The sequence below is a fragment of the Terrabacter terrigena genome, from assembly GCF_042676085.1.
GTDB lineage: Bacteria > Actinomycetota > Actinomycetes > Actinomycetales > Dermatophilaceae > Terrabacter > Terrabacter terrigena.
In genome coordinates this window covers 132,565-154,024 of sequence record NZ_JBHTKH010000005.1, presented here as the reverse complement: position 1 = coordinate 154,024, position 21,460 = coordinate 132,565, and the positions used below count along the sequence as shown (strand labels likewise).

Annotated in this window: 20 protein-coding genes and 1 riboswitch; of the genes, 12 read left to right on the top strand and 8 right to left on the bottom strand. The window is 72.4% G+C overall.

From position 1 onward, the window contains the following. The first annotated feature begins 16 nt into the window (after positions 1-16). From ACFQ2V_RS09825 to ACFQ2V_RS09810, 4 genes are read left to right on the top strand one after another with little or no spacing between them, the layout of a single operon-like run. Positions 17-1,141, top strand: coding sequence for a glycosyltransferase (locus ACFQ2V_RS09825; RefSeq protein WP_386052507.1), 1,125 nt, complete (start codon positions 17-19; stop codon positions 1,139-1,141). Next, the gene (locus ACFQ2V_RS09820; RefSeq protein ID WP_386052506.1) at positions 1,138-1,869 is read left to right on the top strand and encodes an NUDIX hydrolase; all 732 of its coding nucleotides are present in this window, start codon (positions 1,138-1,140) and stop codon (positions 1,867-1,869) included. Before ACFQ2V_RS09825 ends, ACFQ2V_RS09820 begins: the two co-directional genes overlap by 4 nt. A gap of 10 nt (positions 1,870-1,879) precedes the next feature. Next, positions 1,880-2,233 (top strand): hypothetical protein, encoded by a 354-nt coding sequence (locus ACFQ2V_RS09815; protein ID WP_386052505.1) that lies wholly within the window; start codon positions 1,880-1,882, stop codon positions 2,231-2,233. A gap of 30 nt (positions 2,234-2,263) precedes the next feature. Continuing rightward, entirely contained in the window at positions 2,264-2,479 is a 216-nt protein-coding gene (locus tag ACFQ2V_RS09810; protein ID WP_386052504.1) for a hypothetical protein, read from the top strand. A gap of 24 nt (positions 2,480-2,503) precedes the next feature. Here ACFQ2V_RS09810 and ACFQ2V_RS09805 read toward each other — a convergent pair whose 3' ends face one another. The 4 genes from ACFQ2V_RS09805 to ACFQ2V_RS09790 form a co-directional block, all read right to left on the bottom strand. Then, on the bottom strand, positions 2,504-4,171 hold the full coding sequence (locus ACFQ2V_RS09805) for a sigma factor-like helix-turn-helix DNA-binding protein (protein WP_386052503.1): 1,668 nt from the start codon (positions 4,169-4,171) through the stop codon (positions 2,504-2,506). Between the two features lie 118 nt (positions 4,172-4,289). Further along, a complete protein-coding gene (locus ACFQ2V_RS09800) occupies positions 4,290-5,864 on the bottom strand; it encodes an amidohydrolase (protein ID WP_386052502.1) in 1,575 nt (524 codons plus the stop codon). Then, a complete protein-coding gene (locus ACFQ2V_RS09795; RefSeq protein WP_386052501.1) occupies positions 5,861-6,844 on the bottom strand; it encodes a quinone oxidoreductase family protein in 984 nt (327 codons plus the stop codon). Before ACFQ2V_RS09795 ends, ACFQ2V_RS09800 begins: the two co-directional genes overlap by 4 nt. Positions 6,845-6,868: 24 nt before the next feature. After that, positions 6,869-7,357 (bottom strand): GNAT family N-acetyltransferase, encoded by a 489-nt coding sequence (locus ACFQ2V_RS09790; protein ID WP_386052500.1) that lies wholly within the window; start codon positions 7,355-7,357, stop codon positions 6,869-6,871. A 122-nt stretch (positions 7,358-7,479) separates the two neighbouring features. Here ACFQ2V_RS09790 and pcrA point away from each other — a divergent pair, with 122 nt between their 5' ends. After that, positions 7,480-9,996, top strand: coding sequence for a DNA helicase PcrA (gene pcrA, locus ACFQ2V_RS09785; RefSeq protein ID WP_386052499.1), 2,517 nt, complete (start codon positions 7,480-7,482; stop codon positions 9,994-9,996). Positions 9,997-10,125: 129 nt separating this feature from the next. Here the strand turns inward: pcrA and ACFQ2V_RS09780 are convergent, their stop codons facing one another. Both ACFQ2V_RS09780 and ACFQ2V_RS09775 read right to left on the bottom strand, forming a co-directional pair. Then, the gene (locus ACFQ2V_RS09780) at positions 10,126-10,962 is read right to left on the bottom strand and encodes a M23 family metallopeptidase (RefSeq protein WP_386052498.1); all 837 of its coding nucleotides are present in this window, start codon (positions 10,960-10,962) and stop codon (positions 10,126-10,128) included. Positions 10,963-11,177: 215 nt separating this feature from the next. After that, the gene (locus tag ACFQ2V_RS09775) at positions 11,178-12,170 is read right to left on the bottom strand and encodes an esterase/lipase family protein (protein WP_386052497.1); all 993 of its coding nucleotides are present in this window, start codon (positions 12,168-12,170) and stop codon (positions 11,178-11,180) included. Between the two features lie 79 nt (positions 12,171-12,249). Between ACFQ2V_RS09775 and ACFQ2V_RS09770 the strand changes: the two genes are divergently transcribed. The 4 genes from ACFQ2V_RS09770 to sucD all read left to right on the top strand — a co-directional run bounded on the left by ACFQ2V_RS09770 (position 12,250) and on the right by sucD (position 16,255). Further along, positions 12,250-12,711: a cobalamin B12-binding domain-containing protein gene (locus ACFQ2V_RS09770; RefSeq protein WP_386052496.1), complete on the top strand. Its 462-nt coding sequence runs from the start codon at positions 12,250-12,252 to the stop codon at positions 12,709-12,711. A gap of 172 nt (positions 12,712-12,883) precedes the next feature. Then, positions 12,884-13,825 carry a type IV toxin-antitoxin system AbiEi family antitoxin domain-containing protein gene (locus ACFQ2V_RS09765; RefSeq protein ID WP_386052495.1) on the top strand — a complete coding sequence of 314 codons (942 nt, stop codon included), beginning with the start codon at positions 12,884-12,886 and terminating at the stop codon, positions 13,823-13,825. Between the two features lie 326 nt (positions 13,826-14,151). After that, positions 14,152-15,330 carry an ADP-forming succinate--CoA ligase subunit beta gene (gene sucC, locus ACFQ2V_RS09760; RefSeq protein ID WP_386052494.1) on the top strand — a complete coding sequence of 393 codons (1,179 nt, stop codon included), beginning with the start codon at positions 14,152-14,154 and terminating at the stop codon, positions 15,328-15,330. A 31-nt stretch (positions 15,331-15,361) separates the two neighbouring features. Beyond that, the gene (gene sucD / locus ACFQ2V_RS09755) at positions 15,362-16,255 is read left to right on the top strand and encodes a succinate--CoA ligase subunit alpha (protein ID WP_386052493.1); all 894 of its coding nucleotides are present in this window, start codon (positions 15,362-15,364) and stop codon (positions 16,253-16,255) included. Positions 16,256-16,360: 105 nt separating this feature from the next. Here the strand turns inward: sucD and ACFQ2V_RS09750 are convergent, their stop codons facing one another. Continuing rightward, positions 16,361-17,065, bottom strand: coding sequence for a polysaccharide deacetylase family protein (locus tag ACFQ2V_RS09750; protein WP_386052492.1), 705 nt, complete (start codon positions 17,063-17,065; stop codon positions 16,361-16,363). Positions 17,066-17,282: 217 nt separating this feature from the next. Here ACFQ2V_RS09750 and ACFQ2V_RS09745 point away from each other — a divergent pair, with 217 nt between their 5' ends. Continuing rightward, positions 17,283-18,569, top strand: coding sequence for a cell division protein PerM (locus tag ACFQ2V_RS09745; protein WP_386052491.1), 1,287 nt, complete (start codon positions 17,283-17,285; stop codon positions 18,567-18,569). Between the two features lie 9 nt (positions 18,570-18,578). Here the strand turns inward: ACFQ2V_RS09745 and ACFQ2V_RS09740 are convergent, their stop codons facing one another. Beyond that, positions 18,579-18,971, bottom strand: a complete 393-nt coding sequence (locus tag ACFQ2V_RS09740; RefSeq protein WP_386052490.1) for a hypothetical protein — start codon at positions 18,969-18,971, stop codon at positions 18,579-18,581. Positions 18,972-19,046: 75 nt separating this feature from the next. Between ACFQ2V_RS09740 and purN the strand changes: the two genes are divergently transcribed. Both purN and purH read left to right on the top strand, forming a co-directional pair. Then, positions 19,047-19,685 (top strand): phosphoribosylglycinamide formyltransferase, encoded by a 639-nt coding sequence (gene purN, locus ACFQ2V_RS09735; protein ID WP_386052489.1) that lies wholly within the window; start codon positions 19,047-19,049, stop codon positions 19,683-19,685. 50 nt (positions 19,686-19,735) lie between these two features. Beyond that, a riboswitch (ZMP/ZTP riboswitch) is annotated at positions 19,736-19,813 on the top strand. 36 nt (positions 19,814-19,849) lie between these two features. Continuing rightward, the gene (purH, locus tag ACFQ2V_RS09730) at positions 19,850-21,451 is read left to right on the top strand and encodes a bifunctional phosphoribosylaminoimidazolecarboxamide formyltransferase/IMP cyclohydrolase (RefSeq protein WP_386052488.1); all 1,602 of its coding nucleotides are present in this window, start codon (positions 19,850-19,852) and stop codon (positions 21,449-21,451) included. The last annotated feature ends 9 nt before the right edge of the window (positions 21,452-21,460 follow it).

Genomic DNA, 21,460 nt, shown 5'->3' with positions numbered 1-21,460 from the left:
TGACACAGTGTTCCCCGTGAAGGTGGCCCTCCTGTCCGACTGCTACCTGCCCCGACTGGGCGGGATCGAGGTGCAGACCCACGACCTCGCCCGGCACCTGCAGGCCGCCGGCCACGAGGTGGAGGTCTTCACCGCGACCCGTGGCGCCGAGGGCGAGATGCGCGGCGCCGTCACGGTCGTCGACGGCGTTCCCGTCCACCGCCTCGCCGCCCGGATGCCGTGGGAGCTGCCGGTCAACCCGTGGGCGCCGCCCGAGCTGCGGCGGCGGTTGGTCGGCGGAGGGTTCGACGTGGCGCACGTGCAGACCGGCGTGGTCTCGCCGTTCGCGTGGGACTGCACCCGGGTCACCGTCGGTCTCGGGCTGCCGACGGCGATGACGTGGCACTGCATGCTGGCCGGGGTGGCGCCCGTGTTCGACCTCGCCCGCTTCGTGCGCCGGTGGGCCTCGCAGGGCGTGGCCATGTCAGCGGTGTCCGAGGTGGCCGCGCAGCCGCTGCGCCGGCTCGTCGGCCCGGGCCGCTCCGTCGGTGTGCTCCCGAACGGCATCGACGTCGCCCGGTGGGTCACCACCCCGGCCGAGCGCGAGCCGGGGCCGCTGCGACTCGTGACGGCGATGCGGCTCGCAGCCCGCAAGCGGCCGGCTGCGCTCGTCGGGCTCGTCGCGGAGGCAGAGCGCCTCGCCGGCTCGGGCTCCGTGTCGCTGACCGTGCTGGGCGAGGGACCTGACCGCCGCAAGGTCGAGTCGCTCGTGCGCGAGCAGGCCCTCGACTGGGTCACGCTGCCCGGCCGGGTCTCCCGCGACGAGCTGCGCGAGAGGTATGCCGCCTCCGACGTCTACCTGTCGCCCGCCCGTCTCGAGTCCTTCGGGATCGCCGCTCTGGAGGCGCGCACGGTCGGCCTGCCGGTGATCGGCCGATCTGGCTCCGGCGTGGGCGAGTTCGTCGACCATGGCGTGAACGGGCTTGTGGTGTCGAGCGACTCGCAGATGGCCGAGGCGATTGCGCGTCTGGCCAAGGCTCCTGATGAAGTTGCACGGATGCGGGCCTGGAACATCGCGAACCCGCCGGCGCAGGACTGGTCGCACGTCGCCGCCCTGGCCGTCGCTGAGTACGAGCGGGCCGTCGGCCTGGTCCGCCGATGAGGACGAACCAGCCGGGGGGCATCCGAGTGGTCGCGGTCGGCGACGACGACACGCGGCTCGGCGAGGCGAGGCTCGGTCACGGCGAGCACCCCGAGGTGGTCCTGGGCGACCTGGGCTGGGCGCTCGGTCCGCCGTCGTGGGCCACCGTGCACGTCGACGGCGCCCTGGAGCTCGCCTTTCGCGTGAGCCCGCTGGACGGCATACGCCCTCGGCCGGTGGCGGCGGTGCCGCGCGACGCCGGTGTGGGCGCCGACGAGGTGGGGGAGCCGTACCAGCGAGTGGCGGCCTATGCCGTCGTGACGAGCGCGCGTGGCGTGCTGCTCACGCAGTTCAACAGCCAGACCCACGTCGCCGGGGACTGGGGCCTGCCCGGCGGCGGCCTCGACGACGGCGAGTCGCCCGTCGACGGCGTGCACCGCGAGGTGTGGGAGGAGACGGGGCAGCTGATCGAGCTGGGCGACCTCGTCGCCGTGCAGTCGGACCACTGGGTCGGGCGTGCGCCCGGGGGTCGTCTCGAGGACTTTCACGCAGTCCGGATCGTCTATGCCGCAACGTGTCCCGAACCGACCGAGGTCGTGATCCACGACGTCGGCGGCACGACGTCCGACGCCCGGTGGGTGTCGCTGGACGAGCTGGACGACTACCCGCTGAGCTCGTCGTGGCGCCGGCTCGCCGCGCTCGCCGACCTGTCTGTGCCCCGTGCGGCCGGCGAGTACGACGCTCCGTAGGATGACGGCCATGGACTTCGTCTACAACCTCCTCGTCGCCCTGCACCTGCTCGGCATGGCGGCTGTCGTCGGCGGCTGGATCGCCGTGCGCTCGGGTCGCACGGTCACCGCACCGATCGTGTGGGGAGCCCGCGCCCAGATCATCACCGGTCTGGTGCTCGTCGGCATCGCGTCGGCCATCAAGGACGACAGCCACGAGGTGAACAACGCGAAGATCGCCGTCAAGCTCGTCATCGCCCTCGGGGTCGTGGCGGCGGCCGAGATCGGTGCGGCGCGGGCGCGCAAGGGCCGCGACACCGGACCGCTGCTCGACGTCGCCGGCGGTGGGGCTGTCGCCAACGTGCTCGTCGCAGCACTCTGGTGATGGTCCCTCCAGGCCACGGGGGTCATTGAGATGCGCTGGAACGCAGGCGTTCTCGCCGGTCTCCTCATCGGCCTGGTGTGGCTTGCCATCGGCGTGGTGCTCGTCGTGGTCGGCCGGCGCCGCGCGCGCGCATCCCGCGCCGAGGGCGCCGGCAACGTCGCGGTCATCGGCTGGTTCCTGCTCGCCGTGGGCGGGCTGACCTGGTTCGCCACGCTCCTTCTCGCCGTCGTGCCCGGTGGGCCCTGACTCGTCCCCCTGCCCTCGCGACCGCTAGCTCACCGTGAACCGCGCGCCCAGGGCGATGAGCGGCGGCACCGAGTCCGAGGTGAGGAACTGCGAGACCCGGTGGACGACGCCGGTCTCGACGTCCCACGCCATGATCCACGTGCCGCTGGGGGCTGCCGAGAGGTAGAGGAGCTCACCGCGGACGGTCCAGCCCAGCACCGAGCAGCAGTCGGTGGACCGCGGCTGCTCCTCGCCGAAGACGAGCATGCGGTCGCGTCCCAGGCCGTTGGTCGCCACGATGACCTGACGAGGACCCACGGCGTCGATGTCTCGGGAGTCACCCGCCAGGCGGAAGACGGACGCGTACTGCCGTGCGTTCGAGACGGTGTCACCGACCGGGTGCGTGCGTGGCCAGACGACGGCGAGCGGGCGCGTGGAGGCGTCGGGGGCGTGCTCGTCGAGGACGGTGCGGCCCGCCTCGACGCGGAACTCGCGTGCCCCCGGTCGTCGGGGCGGCTCCGGGCGGGGCCAGGTCGCCGACAGCCCCGGCGACCACAGCCCCTCCGCCGATCCCGCCAGCAGGTGGTTGCCGCGCCAGGCCGCCCAGTCGAGCGTGCGTGACGGAATCGCGACGCTGCTCACCCGTCGCGTCTCCATGTCGAAGAGGACGACCTTGCCCGGCTGGGCGAAGGCCAGCACGGTCTTGTCGCCGGAGAAGGCCCACAGCCCCAGGGGTGGTCGAGGCGGCCCCGATGCGGGACGGACGTCCGTCAGCTCGACCGTGTCGAGCGTGAGCAGCTCCCCGTCGCCGTAGAGGAGCACGGGCACCCAGCGCCCCGGTGCCCGGCGCTCGAGGTAGACGGCGTCGCCGAAGGCGCCGTGGCCGTCCGGGGACGGCCGGCTGGCCAGCTCGTGCTCACGCTGGGGGTCGATGACCGCGGGCAGGCCGAGCGACAGGACCGGCTGCTCGGCCTCGGTGCCGGCGGTGGGCGCGACGACGTACCTCAGACCGCCGGCCGTGGCGTGCCACGTCGCCTCCTCGAGCAGGGGCACCTGCGTCAGGCCCGCCGGCGACGGCGGGGGCGGGCTCCTCGTGACCACGGGGTCGCGGCCGGCGAGTGTCGCGCCCCCGACGACGAGAGCGGCGGCGGCGACGGCCGAGGCCGCCCGGCGGCGCGTGGTCGTCCGGTGCAGAAGGGCGTCGTGCCAGGCACGGTCGGCCAGGTCGACCTCGCGGATGCTCGCGCCAGCGGCCTCGAGTGCGGCGGTGACCTCGTCGTCCGTCATCGGCCGAGCAGAGTCCGCCGCGAAGCTGTCGCGCGCGCGACGCTCCTCCCGGCGCACCTTCTCGGGCGAGACGCCGATGAGCTCGGCCGTGTCGTCGACGGACCGGCCGACGTACCGGCGCAGCACGAGCACGGCGCGCTGCCGGGGCGTGAGGGTGCGCAGCCGGAGCGGCAGCTCGCGGGCCACCACCCCCTCGTGCACGTCGCCCTCGGCGGTCGCCAGGGCGGCGTGGTGCACGCGGGCGCGGACGTACGCGTCGGGGTCGCCGCCTCGCACGTGGTGCCAGTGCAGGGCCAGACGCGTCAGGGCCGAGAGGGCGATCCGCTCCGCGCGTTTGTGGTCGCCGTCGACGAGCCAGGTGGCACGGAGCAGTCGCAGCTGCCGGGCCCGTGCCCAGGCGGCGAAGTCGGCGTCGATCTCGCGCATGCGCCCTCCTCTCCCAAGGATGGACGCAACGCGACCACGGCGACAGACCCGGTGTCAGCGGTGCAGGTGATGCATCGCGACCCGGCGCGACGGCATACCTCGACCCGGCCGCGGCCGGTCAGCTCCGGTCGTGCGCGAGGGCGCCGCCGACCCACGTCTGCAGCACCACGGTGTCGCGGATCGCAGCCGGCGCCGACTCCTCGAGCGCCCAGACGTCGCGGTCGACCGCGACCAGGTCGGCGAGCTGACCGGGCACCAGCCGACCGACGTCGGTGCGCCCCACGGACTCGTGCGCCACCACCGTGTGAGCGTGGACGGCCTCGGCCAGCGTGATGCGCTCGTCGGGACGCCAGCCGCCGGCGGGGTGTCCGTCGGCCCGCTGCCGGGTGACCGCCGCGTGCAGCCCGTAGAAGGGGTTCGGGTCCTCGACGGGGGCGTCGGAGCCGAAGGCGATCCGCACCCCGGCGTCGAGAAAGCTCCGCCAGGCGTACGAGGCGAGGCGTCGCGGACCGATGATCTCGTCGGCGAGCTCGAGGTCGGCGGTGCAGTGGCTGGGCTGCATCGAGGCCACGACGTCGAGTGCGCGGAAGCGGGGGATGTCGACGGGTAGCACGTGCTGGGCGTGCTCGATGCGTAGCAACCTCTCGAGCGCCTCCGCCCGAACCGCCTCGAAGGAGTCGAGCACGAGGCGGTTCGCCTCGTCGCCGATGGCGTGCGTGATGACGTCGAGACCCGACCGGGCGGCGAGCAGGGTGCGCTGGAGCAGCACCTCGTAGGGCATGGCCGCGATGCCGCAGCCCTCGTGCCCGACGAACGGCTCGGTCATGTGCGCCGTGTGCGAGCCGAGGGCCCCGTCGCTGAAGAACTTGACCGGGCCCACGCGGAAGACGTCGTCGCCCTGCCCGGAGCGTCGCCCCTCGGAGATCGCGAGCTCGAGGTCGGGGTCGCGTGTGCACTTGGTGACGCGCATCCGCAGCGCACCGTCGGCGTGGAGCTCGGCGTATGCCGCCCGGGCGTCCTCGCCGTCGATGTCGGTGATGCTCGTGAGGCCGACGGAGAGCAGCCACTCCTGGCAGCCCTCGAGCCACGGGCGCAGCGGCGTCTGCACACGCGGGATCGTGTCGAGCAGCTCCTGTGCCGACTCCCGCAGGATGCCGGTGGGCTCGCCCGAGGCGTCGCGCACGATCTCGCCGCCGACCGGGTCGGGGGTGTCGCGGGTGATGCCGGCCCGTTGCAGCGCAAGGGAGTTCGCCCAGATCGTGTGCCCGTCGACACTCGCGAGCGCGGCCACCCGGTCGCCCGTCACGGTGTCGAGCGCGTGGCGGTCGGGCTGCACCGGGAGGGCCCACCGGTTGTGGTTCCAGCGGCCACTGTGCAGCCACTCACCGTCGGGCAGCCCGGCGGCATGCGCTCGCACGAGCTCGAGCGTCTCGTCGAGCGAGCGCGCCTCGCGCAGGTCGACCGACGACAGGTCGCGCGAGAGCCACTCGGTGTGGATGTGGGCGTCGTGCAGGCCCGGCATCACGACGGCGCCGGGGAGGTCGACGGTCGACGTGCCGTTCGCGGCTACGCCGTCGCGGGCGTCGGCACCCACCGCGACGACCCGCCCGTCCTCGACGAGCAGCGCGTCGGTCCACGGGGCCTTGTCGTGACCCGTCCAGATGCGGTCGTGTCGGAACAGCGTGCGGCTCATGCCCCGGGCACCAGGACGAGCTTGCCCGTGGTCTTCCTGCCCTCGAGGGCCTCGTATGCCGCAGCCGCCTCGGTGAGCGGGTAGCGGCCGCCGATGGCGATCTCGAGCGAGCCGTCTGCGACCGCGCCCAGCACCTCGTCGGCCCGCCACTCGTACTCCTCACGCTCGGCGATGTAGTGCGCGAGCGTCGGCCGGGTGAGGAAGAGCGAACCGCCCCTGTTGAGGCGCTGGATGTCGAAGGGCGGCACCTGGCCGCTCGCCCCGCCGAAGAGAACCATCATGCCGCGCGGCCGTAGCGAGGCCAGCGAGGCGTCGAAGGTCGCCTTGCCGACCCCGTCGTACGCGACGTCGACGCCCCGCCCGGCAGCCTCCCGGACGGCGCCGGCGAGGTCGTCGACGGTCTCGTAGTTGATGAGGTGCTGGGCGCCGCGCTCCCTCGCGAGCTCGAGCTTCTCGTCCGAGCCGGCCGTCGCGACGACCGTCGCGCCGCGGGCCGTGACCATCTGGACGAGCAGCTGCCCCACCCCGCCGGCAGCGGCGTGCACGAGGGCGATGTCGCCTTCCCTGACGGCATACGTGCTCGTGACGAGGTAGTGCGCGGTGAGCCCCTGGAGCATGGCGGCCGCGGCGACCTCGAGGTCGACTCCGTCGGGAACGGGAACAAGCACCTGGGCCGGCTTGTTGACCACGGTCGATGCGCTGCCGCTCGACTGGCACCAGGCGACGCGTTCGCCGACGGCGAAGTCCGAGACGCCCGGACCGACGGCGGTCACGGTGCCGGCGCCTTCCTCGCCGAGCACGAACGGCGTGGGCACGGGGTAGACGCCCTGGCGCTTGTAGACGTCGATGAAGTTGACGCCGGCAGCCGCGACCTCGACCTGAACCTCGCCCGGGCCGGGGTCGGGCACGTCGTGGGTGCGCACCTGCAGGACGCTGCGGTCGCCGGGCTCGGAGACGAAGACGCTGGTCGCTCGGGTCATGCTCGCCACCATACGACCGCTCGATCAGCCCCGGGCGAGCCGGTCCAGGGCCTCGCCGTCGAGGCGGAAGGTCGTCCAGTCGTCGAGCGGGCGGGCGCCACGTGCCCGGTAGAACTCGATCGACGGGGTGTTCCAGTCGAGCACCGCCCACTCGAGCCGGGTCCAGCCGCGCTCGACGCACAGTGCGGCGAGCCGGCCGAGCAGCGCCTGCCCGAGGCCGCTGCCGCGCCGGTCGGGCTGGACGAAGAGGTCCTCGAGCCAGATGCCGGCCTCGCCCGTCCAGGTGGAGAAGCTGCGGAACCACAGCGCCATGCCGACCACCGCGCCACCGGCCACGCCGACGAAGGCGTATGCCGTCGGGTCGCCGTGCTCGGGAAACAGCGCGGCCTCGAACTGGGCCGGGGTCGCGGTCGCCGCCTCGGGCTCCTTCTCGTAGTCGGCGAGCGCCCGCACGAGGCGGAGCAGGTCGGGCACGTCGTCGGCCGTCGCCGGGCGGATCTCGAAATCGCTCACCTCGCCCATCCTGCCCGGTCCCGCAGGTCCCGCGGCGGGTGCGTCCACGACGCCGCGCCGGGGTGGTGGCGCCGGTGAGGTGGTCCGGTGGTGTGGGTGGTCCGACGTAGGCTTGGGCCATCATGAGCACGCTCTTCGACGACCTCCCCATCCCCGGTTTCGAGCACGGTCAGGGCGCGCCCTCCGGCGGGTCCGCGCGCCCGCGGCGCGGTGGTGACGTCACCGAGCAGGGCGTGCCGACCTGGGCCGAGGCCGCTGCGCGTGGTGGCGTCGAGGTGGCGCCCCAGGCTCCGGCCGACCTCGACCCCGCGGTGCTGCTCGCGGGGCTCAACCCGCAGCAGCGCGAGGCCGTGGTCCACGAGGGCACCCCGCTGCTCATCGTCGCCGGCGCGGGCTCGGGCAAGACCCGCGTCCTGACGCACCGCATCGCGTGGCTCCTCGGCGAGCGGCACGCCCAGCCGGGCCAGATCCTCGCCATCACGTTCACCAACAAGGCCGCCGCCGAGATGCGTGAGCGCGTCGAAGCCCTCGTCGGGCCCCGCGCGCGGGCCATGTGGGTCATGACGTTCCACTCGGCGTGCGTGCGCATCCTGCGCCGCGAGGCCGCCAAGGTCGGCATGAAGTCGACGTTCTCGATCTACGACGCCGCCGACAGCCAGCGGCTCATGAGCCTCGTGCTGCGCGACCTCGACCTCGACCCCAAGCGCTACCCACCGCGCGGCTTCTCGGCGCAGGTCAGCAACCTCAAGAACGAGCTCATCGACGAGGAGACCTACGCGAGCCAGGTCACCGAGGGCAACCACTACGAGCGCACCGTCTCCGACGCCTACACGCAGTACCAACGCCGCCTGCGCCAGGCCAACGCCCTCGACTTCGACGACATCATCATGATGACCGTCAACATCCTGCAGGCCTTTCCCGACGTCGCGGAGTACTACCGCCGCCGGTTCCGCCATGTCCTCGTCGACGAGTACCAGGACACCAACCAGGCCCAGTACCAGCTCATCAAGGAGCTCGTCGGCGAGGTCAAGGGCCCCGAGGGGGATGGAGCCGGCGCTCAGCGCCGGAATGCCGTCCCGCCGGCCGAGCTGTGCGTGGTCGGCGACTCCGACCAGTCGATCTACGCCTTCCGTGGCGCCACCATCCGCAACATCCTCGAGTTCGAGCAGGACTACCCCGACGCCCGCACGATCCTGCTCGAGCAGAACTACCGCTCGACGCAGCGCATCCTGCGCGCCGCCAACTCCGTCATCGCCCGCAACGAGGGGCGCCGGGCGAAGAACCTCTGGACCGACTCGGGTGACGGCGCGATGATCGTCGGCTACGTCGCCGACAACGAGCACGACGAGGCCGCCTTCGTCGCCAAGCAGATCGACGACCTCGCGGCCGAGGGCGACGTCAAGCCCGGCGACGTCGCCGTCTTCTACCGCACCAACGCGCAGAGCCGTGCCATCGAGGAGGTGCTGGTGCGGGTCGGCCTGCCCTACAAGGTGGTCGGGGGCACGCGCTTCTACGAGCGGCGCGAGATCAAGGACGCCCTCGCGTACCTCCGCGTCATCTCCAACCCCACCGACACCGTCAACCTGCGCCGCATCCTCAACGTGCCCAAGCGCGGCATCGGTGACCGCGCCGAGGCCTGTGTCGCGGCGCTCGCCGAGCGCGAGCGCATCCCGTTCGTCGCGGCGCTGGGCCGCGCCGAGGACGCCCCCGGCATCGCCACCCGGTCCGTGGCGGCGATCAAGGGCTTCACCGAGATGCTCGAGGCGCTGCGGGTGGTGCGTGAGGGCGGCGGCGGCATCGCGATCCTGCTCGAGGCGGTGCTCGAGCAGAGCGGCTACCTCGCCGAGCTGCGCGCGAGCCACGACCCGCAGGACGAGACGCGCGTCGAGAACCTCGCCGAGCTCGTCGCGGTCGCCCAGGAGTTCGACGACCGCAAGGCCCAGGAGACTGCCGACATCGAGGCCGGCGTCGTGCCCGCGAGCCAGGAGCCGGAGGACGTCGCCCCGGCGACCGACCTCGAGGAGTTCCTCGAGCAGGTCTCGCTCGTCGCCGACGCCGACGAGATCCCCGACGAGCCCGAGGCCAAGGCGCAGGGCGTCGTCACCCTCATGACGCTGCACACCGCCAAGGGCCTGGAGTTCCCCGTGGTCTTCCTCACCGGCATGGAGGACGGCACGTTCCCGCACATGCGCGCGCTCGGCGACCCGAAGGAGCTCGAGGAGGAGCGGCGTCTCGCGTACGTCGGCATCACCCGCGCCCGCGAGCGGCTCTACCTCTCACGGGCAGCGGTGCGGTCGGCCTGGGGCGCGCCGCAGTACAACCCGCCGTCGCGCTTCCTCGACGAGATCCCGGGCGACCTGCTCGACTGGCAGCGGCTGGGGCCGTCGTTCAGCGGCGCCCGTGGCGCCGGGCAGCCGGCCGTGGCGACGCTCGCCGCCCGCCCCGGCGTGCGCAGCGCGGGCAAGCGCCCCGTCATCGCCCTGCAGTCCGGTGACCGCGTCAGCCACGACGCGTTCGGGCTCGGCACGGTCGTGCGCGTCGAGGGCGACGGCGACAAGTCGATGGCCCACGTCGACTTCGGGGCCGACACCGGCACCAAGCGGCTGCTCCTGCGCTACGCCCCGCTCGTCAAGCTCTGACCCCGACCCAGCCGGCGACCATCCGCTCCGAGTGACGGCGCCCGGCGGTCCCGGTCGCAGGAGGCGGACAAGCGACGAGGCCCGCCCCCGAGAGGGGGACGGGCCTCGTGGTGCGCGCCGGGCCGTGGGTCAGAGGTTGACTCCGTGGTCGGCGAGCCAGGTGCGGGGGGCGACGGCCGCGCCGTCGTCGGGGTGGATCTCGAGGTGCACGTGCGGCCCGGTCGAGTTGCCGGTGCTGCCGCTGTAGGCGACCAGCTGGCCCGGTGCGACCTCTTCGCCCACCGAGACGAGCAGGCGGCTGTTGTGCGCCATCCACGAGACGGTGCCGTCCCAGTGGCGGATCTTGACGAAGTTGCCGTAGCCCTCGTTGGACCAGCCGGCGAAGATGACCGTGCCGCTCGAGAGGGCGCGGACGGACGTGCCCACGGGGCAGGCGAGGTCCTGGGCGGGGTGCATCTTGCCCCAGCGCCAGCCGAACCCGGAGGTCAGCGTGTAGCCGGAGACGGGGGAGACCCAGCGGTGTGCCCGGGCGAGTGCGCGCTCGGCGGCCTCGCGCTTGGCCTTGGCCGCTGCCTCGGCCTTCGCCTTGACGGCCGCGGCCTGGGCGGCGGCCGCCTTGTCGGCCGCGGCCTGCGCCTGCGCGGCGGCGCTCGAGGCCGACGCGGTCGCGTCGACGATGAGGTTCTTGGCGTCGCGGGCCATGTCGCGCGACGAGCGGGCGCCCGCGCGGTTGGCGGTGGCGGCGGCGAGCGCGTCGGGGTCGGCGGTGAGGCCGAGTCCGGCAACCGAGTTGGAGACGTTCTTCATGGCCGCTGCCTCGGGGCTCAGCTCGCTGGCGCCGGCGTCACGGATGACGAGGCCGGCGGTCACGGTGGAGCTGAGCAGAGCAACGGGGACGACGAACCGTCGACCCCGTGATGGCTTGGCGGCCGGCCGATGACGGCCGACGTAACTGGCGTTGGGCACGAAAGACTTACCTATCGGTCACAGATTGCGAGCCGCCAGACTAACGTGACCGTTTCGTTACGCGAAATCGAGTCTCGTCACAGGGGGACGTCTCACCGCCGCGGTGGAGGGTCGCGACTGGGCTCGACACTAGGGCATCCGGCCGGGGCGCCAACAGGTTTTGCACAGACCGATCTGTCCACATTTGTCGGGCGGAACCCTCGGCAGCGAAAGATTCAGCGCGGCACGACGACACGAGCGGGATGACCGCCGCCGGTGACGGTGCCTGTGCTGGTGCGTCGGCTCTGGAGGGAGCTCACGCCGGGGGTGACCGTGGCGCCCGTCGTGTCGAGGTGCGCCAGCGCCGTCGAGATGCCGTGCACGACGCTGCTCGTGATGGGCAGGCTCATGTGGCCGACACCGTGCAGGCCGACGTTGTGCACGTTGAGGTCGTCGTGGTGCAGCGCGGCGTTGCGCTGGGGGACGACGACCTGGTCGAGGTCGGACCAGTACACGAGGAAGCGTGTCTGGCAGTCCCTGACCGGGCCCGCGAGCTCCTTCATCAGCGCACTACCGGGCCGCAGCTGGCGGGTCAGCCCGTTGTTCCAGGTGAAGGCGAGGTAGCTGCCCTGGTGGGGCGTGCCGAGGGTGACCAACGTGTGCACGTGCTCGTCACCACCGAGCCGGGTCACGTAGTAGCGCGCGATCAGCCCACCCATCGAGTGGCCGATGACGTGGATGCGCTCGTAGCCGGTCTCCTCGACGATGCGCTCGACCTCGGCGCCGAGCTCGGCGGCGGCCGCGCGGATGTCGCCGGTGAAGATGGAGTAGTTGATGGTCTCGATGCGACCGAACCCGCGCCGCACCAGGCCACGACGCAGCACGGTGAAGATCGACCGGTTGTCGACCATGCCGTGCACGAGCAGGATCGGCGTCTCGGCGGCCTCGACGTTCTGGATGGCGAGCCCGCGCTGGCTCGGTGGCAGGTGCCCGAGGCGGTAGCCCTGGCGCCGGTCGCTCGCGCGCGACCCCAGCAGGCCGAGGGGGTAGAGCCCGAGGTGCAGCCCCATCCATGTCGCCTCGAGGGCCGCGCCCGCGAGACCGGTGGGCGTCAGGAGCGCGCCGGCCACCTCCCCGACGGCCGCGAGGAAGCCCTTGGGTCCGCTCGCGCGCTGCTTCGGGGTGCTGCTCTGGCGGGGCGTCGTCGCCGCGCGTGCTGCCACTGCCACGATGCGACCGTACCCCGACGGGTGGGCGTTGCATCACTATTGCGCGCCGCGTCCGGCGGGGCTGGCTAGAGTGCCCGCCATGAGCGAGACCCCCGGCGCCGAGGCCGTTCCCGTGACCGACGCACAGTCCGCAGACGAGACGGCCGGTGAGGTCATCCGCGTGGTCGTGGCCAAGCCGGGGCTCGACGGCCACGACCGTGGCGCCAAGGTGGTGGCCCGCGCGCTGCGCGACGCCGGCATGGAGGTCATCTACACCGGACTGCACCAGACTCCGGAGCAGATCGTCGAGGCAGCCATCCAGGAGGACGCCGACGTCGTCGGGCTCTCCGTGCTCTCCGGGGCGCACATGACCCTCTTCGCCCGGGTCGTCGAGCTGCTGGCCGAGCGTGACGCCAGCGACATCGTCGTCTTCGGCGGCGGCATCATCCCCGACGACGACATCCCCGAGCTCGAGCGCCTCGGTGTCGCGAAGGTCTTCACCCCGGGCGCCACGACGACCGACATCGTCGGCTGGGTGCGCGAGAACGTCCACCCCGGCTGACGCTGCGGACACCGTGCGCGCTGGCGGTCGGTGAGCGCCCGGGTCCCGGCGCCGCCGTGCCGCGAGCGCGCACGGCGGCCGCGTCCACACCCCTCGGCCGTCCGAACCCGGCCGTCCACAGGTACCCGGCGCAGCCTTCCGCGCGGCCCCCACCGGGCTGCACGGTCGGGCGGTGAACCTCCGTCTCCTCGGCGCCGACGGCGTCTTCTCCGCGGCCGCCGCCGTGCGTCACGGGATCGACTCGCACGAGCTCGATCGGCTCGTCCGCGCCGGACGCTGCGAACGGGTCTCCCGCGGCTGGTACGCCGTCCGCGACGACCCGAGCCAGCCGCTCGGTGCCGAGCATCGCCACACCAGGACCGCGATCGCCCTCGGGCGCCAGTTCGCCGCAAGGGCGGCCGTCAGCCACCACTCGCTGCTGCTCCTGCACGACCTGCCGACGTGGCGGGCCGACCTCGGCACCGTGCACCTGACGTCGACTCGTCCGGCTTCCGCCACCGACGTCGGCATCGCCTCCCGGCGCGAGGGACTCGTCATCCACCGCCACGTGCCCGGGCTCGTCGTACCGACCTCGTCCCAGCCCACCTCCGAGAGCACGCTGCCGTATGCCGTCCCCCTCGGTCATGCGGTCGTGCAGGCGGGTCTGCTCGCCGGCCCGGAGGCGGCGCTGGTCCCGGCGGATGCAGCGCTCGCGCGTCGCCTCGTCACCCGCGAGCAGCTGTCGGCGGCCGTCGCAGCCCTCGCGGGTCGCCGCGGCATCGGCGTGGTCCGCGCCGCGGTCGAGCACGCGGACGCTCGCCACGAGTCCCCCGGAGAGAGCCGGACGGCATACCTGCTGCGTGCTCTCGGCCACGAGGCCGACCCCCAGATCGAGGTGGCGGCGGAGGGGCGTCGCTACCGTGCCGACTTCCGCATCCGCGGCACCCGGGTCCTCGTCGAGTTCGACGGTCAGGTCAAGTACACCGACCGCGCAGCCCTCTTCGACGAGAAGCGGCGTGAGGACGCGCTGCGCCGCACCGGCTGGGTCGTGGTGCGCCTCGTCTGGTCGGACCTCGCGCAGCCCGACCTGGTGCGGCGCCGCCTGCGCGACGCGCTCCGGGCTGCGGTCGCCTGAGGGGCCCTCGTCCGATCGTGCGCGCTGCCGGTCAGCGCCGCCTCGCGTGCCGGCGCACGCCGCCCCGACGCGCGCACGGTGGCCGCGAGCACGCACGGCGGGCCTACCGAGCGGTACGTGAGACGCGGGTGTGATCTTCGTCCGGTCCGCCGCCACCCGCTGGCGTCGCCACAGGTCAGAGCCACTAGAGTCCGAGGGACAGCCTGATTCGGTTGCGCCTCGGCGCAGGGCCCCTCTCCGCGCGTCAGCGTGAGCACAGCGGGCCCGAGGACGCCGCAGTGGCGCAGTCGACGACGATACGAATCGACGACGAGGACGGACCCCCCGTGGATCTCTTCGAGTACCAAGCCCGCGACATGTTCGAGAAGCACGGGGTGCCCGTGCTGGCCGGCGCCATCGCCACCACCCCCGAGGAGGCTCGCGCGGCCGCCGAGCAGATCGGGCCGAAGTCGGGCGGTGTCACCGTCGTCAAGGCGCAGGTGAAGACCGGCGGCCGCGGCAAGGCCGGCGGTGTCAAGGTCACCAAGAGCCCCGACGAGGCGCAGGCCGCCGCCGAGGCGATCCTCGGCATGGACATCAAGGGTCACACCGTCGGCACCGTGATGGTGGCCCAGGGCGCCCGCATCGCCGAGGAGTACTACTTCTCGATCCTGCTCGACCGTGCCAACCGCACGTACCTCGCCATGTGCTCCAAGGAGGGCGGCATGGAGATCGAGCAGCTCGCCGTCGAGCGTCCCGACGCCCTCGCCCGCATCGCGGTCGACCCCAACACGGGCATCGACGAGGCGAAGGCGAAGGAGATCGTCGACGCGGCCGGCTTCGACGAGGCCGACAAGCCCGCCATCGCCGACGTCGTCCAGAAGCTGTGGACCGTCTACCGCGACGAGGACGCGACACTCGTCGAGGTGAACCCGCTCGTCAAGACCGAGGACGGCGACATCGTGGCCCTCGACGGCAAGGTCAGCCTCGACACCAACGCGGACTTCCGCCACCCCGACCACGCGGCGCTCGAGGACAAGGCCGCCGCCGACCCGCTCGAGGCCGCCGCCAAGGAGAAGGACCTCAACTACGTCAAGCTCGACGGCTCGGTCGGCATCATCGGCAACGGCGCCGGGCTCGTCATGAGCACGCTCGACGTCGTGGCGTACGCCGGTGAGGAGTTCGGTGGCCAGAAGCCGGCGAACTTCCTCGACATCGGCGGTGGCGCGAGCGCCGAGGTGATGGCGAACGGCCTGCACATCATCCTGTCCGACCCGCAGGTCAAGAGCGTGTTCGTCAACGTCTTCGGCGGCATCACCTCCTGCGACGCGGTCGCGAACGGCATCGTGGGTGCCCTCGACGCGCTCGGCGACGAGGAGAACCGCCCGCTGGTCGTGCGCCTCGACGGCAACAACGTCGAGGAGGGCCGCCGCATCCTCCAGGAGCGCAACCACCCGCTGGTGACGATCGAGCCGACGATGGACGGCGCCGCGCGCCGTGCCGCCGAGCTGGCCTCGCAGGCCTGAACCCAGAGTCCGAGAGAGAGAACGATCAACCATGGCAATCTTCCTCAACGCTGACTCCAAGGTCATCGTCCAGGGCATGACCGGCTCCGAGGGCATGAAGCACACGCAGCGCATGCTCAAGTCCGGCACCGACATCGTCGGCGGCGTCAACCCGCGCAAGGCCGGCACGACGGTCGACTTCGAGGGCGGCGTCTCCGTGCCCGTCTACGGCTCGGTCAAGGAGGCCATCGAGGCCACCGGCGCCAACGTGTCGGTCATCTTCGTGCCCGCCCAGTTCACGAAGGCCGCTGCCGTCGAGGCGATCGACGCCGAGATCCCGCTCGCCGTCGTCATCACCGAGGGCGTCGCGGTCAAGGACACCGCCGAGTTCTACAACTACGCGAAGGAGAAGGGCACGACGCGCCTCGTCGGCCCGAACTGCCCCGGCCTCATCACGCCGGGCGTCTCCAACGCGGGCATCATCCCGGCCGACATCTCCGGCGCGGGCCGCATCGGCCTGGTCTCCAAGTCGGGCACGCTCACCTACCAGATGATGTACGAGCTGCGTGACTTCGGCTTCAGCTCGGCCGTCGGCATCGGTGGCGACCCGATCATCGGCACGACGCACATCGACTGCCTCGAGGCGTTCCAGAACGACCCCGACACCGACGCGATCGTCATGATCGGCGAGATCGGCGGCGACGCCGAGGAGCGGGCCGCGGCCTACATCAAGGAGAACGTGACGAAGCCGGTCGTCGGCTACGTCGCCGGCTTCACCGCTCCCGAGGGCAAGACGATGGGCCACGCCGGCGCCATCGTGTCCGGCTCGTCGGGCACGGCGCAGGCCAAGAAGGAGGCCCTCGAGGCCGCCGGTGTCAAGGTCGGCAAGACGCCGTCCGAGACGGCCGAGCTCATGCGCGAGATCATGCAGGGCATCGCGAAGTAGTCTCTGCCACAACCGATCCCGTATGCCGCCGAGTCGGCTGGGTGCCCACGTAGGCGCCCGGCGCGGCTCGGCGGCATACGTCGTTCGGGGCGCTTTGCGTGAGTGTCAGCAGGCCATCAGGCCGAGGACGAATCCGCGGGCCCGTAGCTGCGGGACGAGCAGGTCGAGCGCCGCGACGGTCTGCGACCGGTCGCCGCCGCCGTCGTGGAGCAGGACCCGGGCGCCGTCGCGTACTCCCGCCAGCACGCGGTTGACGATCGTCGTCGTGCCGGGACGGGACCAGTCGCGCGGGTCCACCGTCCAGAGGATGTGGCGCTGGCTGCGGGCGGCGATGATCGCCTGGATCCGGCTGTTCGTCGCGCCGTACGGCGGGCGCACGCAACGTGGCCGGTAGCCCAGCGCCGACTCCATCCGGTTCAGCTCGGTCGTCACCGACGCGCTCGAGAGCAGCGTCAGGTCGGGGTGGCTCCATGTGTGGTTGCCGATGAGCATCCCGGAGCTGCGCAGGCTCCGGGTCACGGCCGGCGCGGCCGCGACGTTCCGGCCGATCTCGAAGAACACGGCCCTGACGGCGTACTTGCGCAGGATCGCCAGCACCTTCGGCGTCCACGTCGCGTGCGGCCCGTCGTCGAAGGTGAGGTAGACGGTGCCGGCGAACGCCACCGGCTGCGCGAGCACCACCCCGGGCCGCGTGGGCGGCGCCTGTCCCCGGTCGCTCCGGGCCTGCGAGCCCACGCCCAGCAGGGCTACGGTCGCCACGGCCACGATGGCGGCCAGCGCGGTCAGCAGCTGTCGACGGATCTTCTTCATGTCGGGACCCCCCAGTCCCTCGGTCCAACACCCTCAAGGACCACCCCTACTTCAAGTGTGCGTCAACTATCGGTCCACGACCGAGTTATTGCGCTGTGAAGAACGGCAGCGTCGGCGTGGGTGCTCGCGCCCGCGGCGGCTGCGCGTGACCATGGACGGAGAGTCACGGCATCCGGGTCGCTCAGGCCGGGGTCGACGAGCACCGACTGCACCAGGAGTGAGACCACTGCCCCGCGAGACAGCAGCCACGAGCCCCTCGAGCGCCTTCCCGTCGGCCCTGCGCGCAGGTGCGCTCGCGGCGGTCGGAACGTGGACGGTCGTCGTGCTGCCCGCCCTGGTCGGCTGGGTCGCGGCTCCGGAGAGCTCGGTCGGCTGGTTCTCGGCGGTGTCGCTGGCCAGCGCCATCTGGTTCGTCGGCCACGGACAGTCGGTCGGGGCCGGGGGAGTCGCGATCTCGATGACCCCGCTGCTGCTCCTTGCCGTCTTCGTCCACATCGCGTTCCGGTGGGCCCGGCGCCTCGCCGAGACCGAGCGGCTGCGAGTGGGTGCCGACGACTGGAGCCGCGTGGCCAAGTGGGGCGTCGTGCCCGGCTTCGTCGTCGGCTACGGCGTCTCCTCTGCCGTCTTCGCGCTCTTCACCCTCGGCGGCCCCGCGACACCGGGCGCCGCCGCGGTGCTCGGGTCGCTGCTCGTCCCGTTGGCCGCGCTCGGGTTCGTCATGGTGCGGCCCGACGACGGCTCGTCCCCGGCCTTCGTGCGCACGTGGTTCCGGCGCGGGCCGACGTGGCTGCCGTCCGTCTGGCGCATCGGCTGGCGTGGCGCGGCGGCGCTGTTCGGGCTGGGCCTGGCCCTCGTACTGGTCAGGGTGGTGGTGTCGTGGCCGGAGGTCGCCGACATCCAGGGCCAGTACGGCGCGAACCTCGGGGCGCTCGCCGTCACCGTGCTCGCGCAGGTGGCCCTCCTCGGCAACGCTGCGACATGGGCCCTGTCGTTCCTCGCGGGTCCGGGCTTCCAGATCGCGCTCGGCTCGACGGTCTCACCGGCCGCTGCGCAGCCGGGGCTGCTGCCGCTCGTCCCCTTGTTCGGGGCGCTGCCCGGGGCCACGGAGTTTCCCCCGACGATGTATGCCGTCCTGCTCGCTCCCGTGGTCCTCGGCGCCTGGCTGGGCAGCCGGGTCGATGCAGCCCTCGAGTTCTTCGGCAACGTGCGGTCGCGGCTCGCGGCCACCGTGACGGCGGCGTTGCTCGCCGTCCTGGTCGTCGTCGGGCTGACGGCGCTCGGCAACGGTGCTGTCGGTGTCGACCGTCTGGCCGCGGTCGGACCCCACCTCTGGACCTTCGCGGCCGCGTTGCTGGCCGAGGTCGTCGGAGGTGCCCTGCTCTGGCTCGGCGTGCTGCTGCTGCGTGAGCGGCTGGCTTCCGGCGGCGGCGGCGGCTCAACGGCCGAGGAGTTGGGAGACTCTGCGACCGACGACGCCGACGAAGGGGCCTCGACGTCGGTCTGAGAGGCGTCCTCAGCGGACGACGAGGCCGAGCATCCCGGCGTTCTTGAGCTGCTCGCAGCTTGCCGTGGCCTGCTGGGTCTGGGCCCCCGAGAGGCAGCTCTCGTAGGCGCTCCACGAGTCGTAGAAGGCGACCTGCAGCACCAGGGTCGAGAGCAGCATGCCGACGATGACGAGGGTGAAGGCGGGCCAGATCTTCTCGCGGCCGGCCCGCATCGACAGGAAGCGCAGCAGGCGGATCGTCAGCACGACGGCGATGAGCAACGGCAGGAACGCGATGAACCGCTTCGGGAGCGGCAGGTACATCGCGATGAGGGCGAGCAGCACGAGCAGGGCGAGCGGCAGGGTGCGCTTGGCCTTCTCCCGCGCGAACGCGATCTCCTGCTCCAGCTCCGGCTCCGTCATGCGCCCCATCCTCTCCCATGGGTCGGCCGTGGATCGACCCGGTCGGCACCGGGCCGCGGCGCTACACTCCGGCGCGTGACGACCGACGCCCCCGCCAGCCCTGCCGGAGCGACCGAGGGACCGGTGCCGGTCGTCGTCCTCGTCTCGGGCTCGGGCACGCTGCTGCAGGCGCTGATCGACGCCGCCGTCGACCCGGCCTACGGGGTGCACATCGCAGCAGTCGGCGCCGACCGGCCGTGCACGGGGCTCGAGCGCGCCGAGCGGGCCGGCATACCGACGTTCGTCTGCCGGGTGTCCGACTTCGCCGACCGCGCCGCGTGGGACGTCGGGCTCGCCGCCCAGCTCGCTGCCCTCGCCCCGCGCTTCGTCGTGACGGCCGGGTTCATGCGCATCCTCGGGCCGCTCGCGCTCGGTGCGCAGCCCGTCGTCAACACCCACCCCGCGCTGTTGCCGAGCTTCCCCGGCGCCCATGGCGTACGCGATGCGCTGGCCTACGGGGTCAAGGTGACCGGCACCACCTGCCACATCGTCGACTCGGGCGTCGACACCGGCCCGATCATCGAGCAGCGGGTCGTCGCCGTCGACGACGACGACACCGAGGAGAGCCTGCACGAGCGGATCAAGGTGCAGGAGCGCGACCTGCTCGTCGACGTCGTCGGCCGGATGGCCCGTGACGGCTTCGCCGTCGACGGCCGCCGCGTCCGCCTCGGCTGACTCGTGCGGCCCCGGTCGAGGATTCGGCCGGTGAGGCCTTGGCCGCTACGCTGGCTGCACACGACTGGCGCAGGTGGGGAACCACCAGGGAGTGAACGGTCGGAGCATCGCCCGCCTGGGTGTTCCGGAGTCATCCACACCGCTACCCACCGCCAGGAGTTCTGATGTCCGACGGCCGCCGTCCGATCAAGCGCGCGCTCATCTCCGTCTACGACAAGACCGGCCTCGAGGACCTCGCCCGCGGGCTCGACGGCGCCGGAGTCCGCATCGTGTCGACCGGCTCGACGGCCAGGACGATCGCCGCGCTCGGTATCGAGGTGACCCCCGTCGAGCAGCTCACCGGCTTCCCCGAGTGCCTCGAGGGCCGGGTCAAGACCCTGCACCCGAAGGTGCACGCGGGCATTCTCGCCGACACGCGCAAGCCCGACCACGTGCAGCAGCTGGCCGACCTCGAGGTCGAGCCGTTCGAGCTCGTCGTCGTCAACCTCTACCCCTTCCGCGAGACCGTCGCATCGGGCGCGACCCCTGACGAGTGCATCGAGCAGATCGACATCGGTGGCCCCTCGATGGTGCGCGCCGCGGCCAAGAACCACCCCAGCGTCGCGATCGTGACCAGCCCGGCGGCATACGGCGAGGTCGTCGACGCGCTCGGCACCGGCGGTTTCACGCTGGCCCAGCGTCAGCGGCTCGCAGCGGAGGCGTTCGTGCACACGGCGTCCTACGACGTCGCGGTGGCGAGCTGGATGGGCAACGCGTACGCCGACACGACCGACGGCACCGGCTTCCCCGCCTGGACGGGCGCGACCTTCGACCGTGCTGCGGCGCTGCGCTACGGCGAGAACCCGCACCAGCAGGCGGCGCTCTACCGTCACTGGCGCCCGGGGGTGGCCTCCGCCGAGCAGCTGCACGGCAAGGAGATGTCGTACAACAACTACGTCGACACCGACGCCGCGGTGCGCGCCGCGCACGACCACGGCGACCAGCCGACGGTGGCGATCATCAAGCACGCCAACCCGTGCGGCATCGCCGTGGGCGGGACGATCGAGGAGGCCTACGAGCGGGCGCACGCGACCGACCCGGTGAGCGCGTACGGCGGCATCATCGCCGCGAACCGCACGGTGACCGCCGCGATGGCCCGCGCGGCCAAGCCGGTCTTCACCGAGGTCATCATCGCGCCGGACTACGAGCCCGAGGCGCTCGAGATCCTCACGGCCAAGAAGAACCTCCGCGTGCTGCGCCTGCCGGCGGGCATGGCCGAGGCCGCCGACCCGATCGAGACGCGACCCATCAGCGGCGGCCTGCTCGTGCAGTCGGTCGACCGGGTGGATGCCGTCGTCCATGGCGACGGTGACTCGGTGACCGGCGGCGACGACGCCGCGAACTGGCGGCTCGTCGCGGGTGAGTCGGCCGACGACGCGACGCTCGCAGACCTGCAGTTCGCCTGGCGCGCGATCCGGGCCGTGAAGTCGAACGCGATCCTGCTCGCCAAGGACGGCGCTGCGGTCGGTGTCGGCATGGGCCAGGTCAACCGCGTCGACTCCTGCTACCTGGCGGCGCGTCGTGCCGGTGAGGAGCGCGCCCAGGGTGCGGTCGCTGCGTCCGACGCGTTCTTCCCCTTCGCCGACGGGCTGCAGATCCTGCTCGAGGCCGGGGTCCGCGCGGTCGTCGCGCCCGGTGGGTCGATCCGTGACGACGAGGTCATCGAGGCGGCGAAGGCGGCCGGCGTGACCATGTACTTCACCGGCACCCGCCACTTCGCCCACTGACCCACCCTC